Annotated in this window: 5 protein-coding genes; all 5 read left to right on the top strand. The window is 58.9% G+C overall.

Annotated features, from left to right (window positions below; all coding sequences use genetic code 11):
• The first annotated feature begins 111 nt into the window (after window positions 1-111).
• The 5 genes from ACRESD_RS13525 to ACRESD_RS13505 are packed head-to-tail and all read left to right on the top strand — an operon-like array spanning window position 112 to window position 3533.
• On the top strand, window positions 112-960 hold the full coding sequence (locus ACRESD_RS13525) for a transporter substrate-binding domain-containing protein (RefSeq protein WP_431751364.1): 849 nt from the start codon (window positions 112-114) through the stop codon (window positions 958-960).
• A gap of 52 nt (window positions 961-1012) precedes the next feature.
• A complete protein-coding gene (locus tag ACRESD_RS13520; protein ID WP_431751363.1) occupies window positions 1013-1675 on the top strand; it encodes an amino acid ABC transporter permease in 663 nt (220 codons plus the stop codon).
• Window positions 1676-1686: 11 nt separating this feature from the next.
• A complete protein-coding gene (locus ACRESD_RS13515) occupies window positions 1687-2349 on the top strand; it encodes an amino acid ABC transporter permease (protein ID WP_431751362.1) in 663 nt (220 codons plus the stop codon).
• On the top strand, window positions 2346-3128 hold the full coding sequence (locus ACRESD_RS13510; RefSeq protein WP_034104500.1) for an amino acid ABC transporter ATP-binding protein: 783 nt from the start codon (window positions 2346-2348) through the stop codon (window positions 3126-3128). Before ACRESD_RS13515 ends, ACRESD_RS13510 begins: the two co-directional genes overlap by 4 nt.
• A 15-nt stretch (window positions 3129-3143) precedes the next feature.
• Window positions 3144-3533 (top strand): RidA family protein, encoded by a 390-nt coding sequence (locus tag ACRESD_RS13505; protein WP_431751361.1) that lies wholly within the window; start codon window positions 3144-3146, stop codon window positions 3531-3533.
• The last annotated feature ends 51 nt before the right edge of the window (window positions 3534-3584 follow it).

Genomic DNA, 3584 nt, shown 5'->3' with positions numbered 1-3584 from the left:
ATCCCAATCATATTTTTCTGTTACCGCGTGTGGCACACTTTCTGCTGTCTATTCCGTTGTTACATACTAAGTTCCGGTATAGCGGAATACACAACTCCTGGAGTGCTTGTCATGCATCACCGACCTTCCGTGTTTAAAGCGTGTGTTTTTCTCTTCGCCGCATCGGCTTCCCTCGCAAGCCAAGTGCAGGCGGCGGACAGCAAGCTCGATGATGTGCTCAAGCGTGGGCATCTCATCGTGGGTACAGGCAGTACCAATGCGCCGTGGCACTTCCAGGGAGCGGATGGCAAGTTGCAAGGTTTTGATATCGACATCGGCCGCATCGTGGCCAAAGGGTTGTTCAACGACCCCAGCAAGGTCGAGTTTGTGGTGCAGTCTTCCGACGCCCGGATTCCCAACCTGCTGACCGACAAGGTCGACATGAGTTGCCAGTTCATTACCGTCACCGCCAGCCGTGCCCAGCAGGTTGCCTTTACCTTGCCGTACTACCGCGAAGGCGTGGGCCTGCTGTTGCCGAACAACAGCAAGTACAAAGAGATCGAAGATCTGCAGGCCGCAGGCGACAGCGTGACGGTGGCGGTGCTGCAAAACGTGTATGCCGAAGAACTGGTGCACCAGGCGCTGCCCAAGGCCAAGGTCGACCAGTACGACAGCGTCGACCTGATGTACCAGGCCGTGAACTCCGGTCGCGCTGATGCCGCCGCCACCGACCAATCCTCGGTCAAATACCTGATGGTGCAGAACCCCGGCCGCTACCGCAGCCCGGTCTACGCCTGGAGCCCGCAAACCTATGCGTGCGCGGTCAAGCGTGGCGACCAGGACTGGCTGAACTTCGTCAACACCGCGCTGCATGAAGCCATGACCGGTGTGGAGTTCCCGACCTACAAAGAGTCGTTCAAGAAATGGTTCGGTGTCGACCTGCCGTCGCCGGCGATTGGCTTCCCTGTTGAATTCAAGTGATGTGTAAACCGGGGGCGCAGCATTTGGCGCCCCGATTCAGGTACTGCCGACCATGAACTATCAGTTGAACTTTGCCGCCGTATGGCGCGACTTCCCCAGCTTGCTGGCGGGGCTCGGCCTGGGCCTGGAGCTGGCGCTGCTGTCGATCGCCATCGGTTGCGTGATCGGCCTGATGATGGCGTTTGCCATGCTGTCCAGGCACCGGGCGCTGCGCGTGTTGGCCTCGGTGTATGTGACGGTGATCCGCAATACGCCGATCCTCGTGCTGATCCTGTTGATCTACTTTGCGTTGCCCAGCCTCGGGATTCGTCTGGATAAGATCCCGTCGTTCATCATCACCTTGTCGTTGTACGCCGGTGCTTACCTGACCGAAGTATTCCGTGCCGGGCTGTTGAATATTCCCAAGGGTTTGCGTGAAGCCGGCTTGGCCATCGGTCTGGGTGAGTGGCGGATTCGCGCCTACATCACTGTGCCGGTGATGCTGCGCAACGTGCTGCCCGCGCTGTCGAACAACTTCATCTCGCTGTTCAAGGACACCTCGCTGGCCGCCGCGATCGCGGTACCGGAGCTGACCTATTACGCCCGCAAGATCAACGTCGAAAGCTACCGGGTGATCGAAACCTGGCTGGTCACGACCGCGCTCTACGTGGCTGCCTGTTACCTCATTGCCATGCTGCTCCGCTACCTGGAACAGCGTCTGGCGATCCGTCGTTAAGGAGGGCTTTCATGTACGAGTCCCCAAGCTGGCTGCATGAGTTGTGGGTCGCCCGGGAAACCTTGTGGGCGGGCTTTCAGGCCAGTGTTTATGTGTCGGCCCTGGCGATTATCTTCGGCACCCTGATCGGTATCGTTGCCGGGTTGATCCTGACCTACGGCAAATTCTGGATGCGTGCGCCATTCCGCCTGTATGTCGACCTGATCCGTGGCACACCGGTGTTCGTGCTGGTGCTGGCGTGTTTCTACATGCTGCCGGCGCTCGGCTGGCAGATCACCGCGTTCCAGGCCGGTGCCGTCGGGCTGACGCTGTTCTGCGGCTCCCATGTGTCGGAAATCGTGCGCGGTGCCCTGCAAGCCATTCCCCGTGGGCAGCTGGAAGCGGGCAAGGCGATTGGCCTGACGTTCTACCAGTCCCTGGGTTATGTGCTGTTGCCCCAAGCGTTGCGCCAGATCTTGCCGACCTGGGTCAATTCCTCCACGGAAATCGTCAAGGCCTCGACCTTGCTCTCGGTGATTGGCGTGGCCGAGTTGTTGCTCAGCACCCAGCAAGTGATTGCGCGCACCTTCATGACCCTGGAGTTCTACCTGTTCGCGGGTTTTCTGTTCTTTGTCATCAACTACGCCATCGAGTTATTCGGGCGCTACATTGAAAAGCGGGTGGCCTTGCCATGAACCAACCTCAAACCAATCAACCGCTGCTGAACATCCGCGGTCTGCGTAAACAATACGGCCAGGTGGAAGTGCTCAAGGGCGTCGACCTGTCCATGCAGCGCGGCAACGTGGTGACGTTGATCGGCTCCAGCGGCTCGGGCAAGACCACACTGCTGCGTTGCGTCAACCTGCTGGAAGAGTTCCAGGGCGGGCAGATCACCCTGGATGGCGAGTCCATCGGCTACAGCGAAATCGCCGGCAAACGCGTGCGTCACCCAGAGCGGGTGATTGCCCAGCACCGCGCGATGACCGGCATGGCGTTCCAGCAGTTCAACCTGTTTCCGCACCTGACCGCCTTGCAGAACGTTACCCTTGGCCTGCTCAAGGTCAAGAAAATGGGCAAGGACGAAGCCGTGGCCCTGGCTGAAAAATGGCTGGACCGCGTTGGTCTACTGGAGCGGCGCAATCACTTTCCCGGCCAGCTGTCCGGTGGTCAGCAACAACGGGTGGCGATTGCCCGCGCCATCGCGATGAACCCCAGCCTGATGCTGTTCGACGAGGTCACCTCGGCGCTCGACCCGGAGCTGGTGGGTGAGGTACTCAGTGTTATCAAGGGTCTGGCGGAAGAAGGCATGACCATGTTGCTGGTCACCCACGAAATGCGCTTTGCCTACGAAGTCTCGGACAAGATCGTATTCATGAACCAGGGCCGTATTGAAGAGCAGGGTTCGTCGAAGGACATCTTCGAACGGCCACAATCGCCACGTTTGGCGGAATTTTTGAAGAACATTCGTTTTTAATCAGGAGCTATTTCTATGAGCATTACTCGTTACGGCACCGGCAGCACCGCCGGCGGCGGCCAGCCACGTCCTTTTGCACGTGCGGTGGAAGCGGACGGTTGGCTCTACGTCTCCGGCCAAGTGCCGGCGGTGGACGGTGAAATCATCGCGGGCGGCATCGTCGAACAAACCCGCCAGACAATGCGCAATGTGGTGGCGATTCTTGAAGAGGCGGGTTACGAGCTCAAAGATGTGGTGCGCGTCGGTGTTTGGCTGGAAGACCCACGGGACTTCTGGAGTTTCAACAAGGTCTTCGGTGAATACTTCACCCCGGAACACGCCCCGGCGCGGGCCTGTGTACAGGCCAACATGATGGTCGATTGCAAGGTGGAGATCGATTGCGTGGCCTACAAGAAAAAAGGCTAAATGCCCCACACTTGAGATCACCGGAGATCAAATGTGGGAGCGGGCTTGCTC

Origin of the sequence: Pseudomonas sp., from assembly GCF_050739995.1 — a bacterium.
Classification (GTDB): domain Bacteria; phylum Pseudomonadota; class Gammaproteobacteria; order Pseudomonadales; family Pseudomonadaceae; genus Aquipseudomonas.
Note: the sequence above shows the minus strand (reverse complement) of the source record. Positions and strands in the feature narration are given on the sequence as shown.

Excerpts from the sequence above, each read along its gene's own strand:
- ACRESD_RS13520 (WP_431751363.1), top strand. The coding sequence starts at position 1,013 with ATGAACTATCAGTTGAACTTTGCCGCCGTATGGCGCGACTTCCCCAGC.
- ACRESD_RS13505 (WP_431751361.1), top strand. The coding sequence starts at position 3,144 with ATGAGCATTACTCGTTACGGCACCGGCAGCACCGCCGGCGGCGGCCAG.
- ACRESD_RS13510 (WP_034104500.1), top strand. The coding sequence starts at position 2,346 with ATGAACCAACCTCAAACCAATCAACCGCTGCTGAACATCCGCGGTCTG.
- ACRESD_RS13525 (WP_431751364.1), top strand. The coding sequence starts at position 112 with ATGCATCACCGACCTTCCGTGTTTAAAGCGTGTGTTTTTCTCTTCGCC.
- ACRESD_RS13515 (WP_431751362.1), top strand. The coding sequence starts at position 1,687 with ATGTACGAGTCCCCAAGCTGGCTGCATGAGTTGTGGGTCGCCCGGGAA.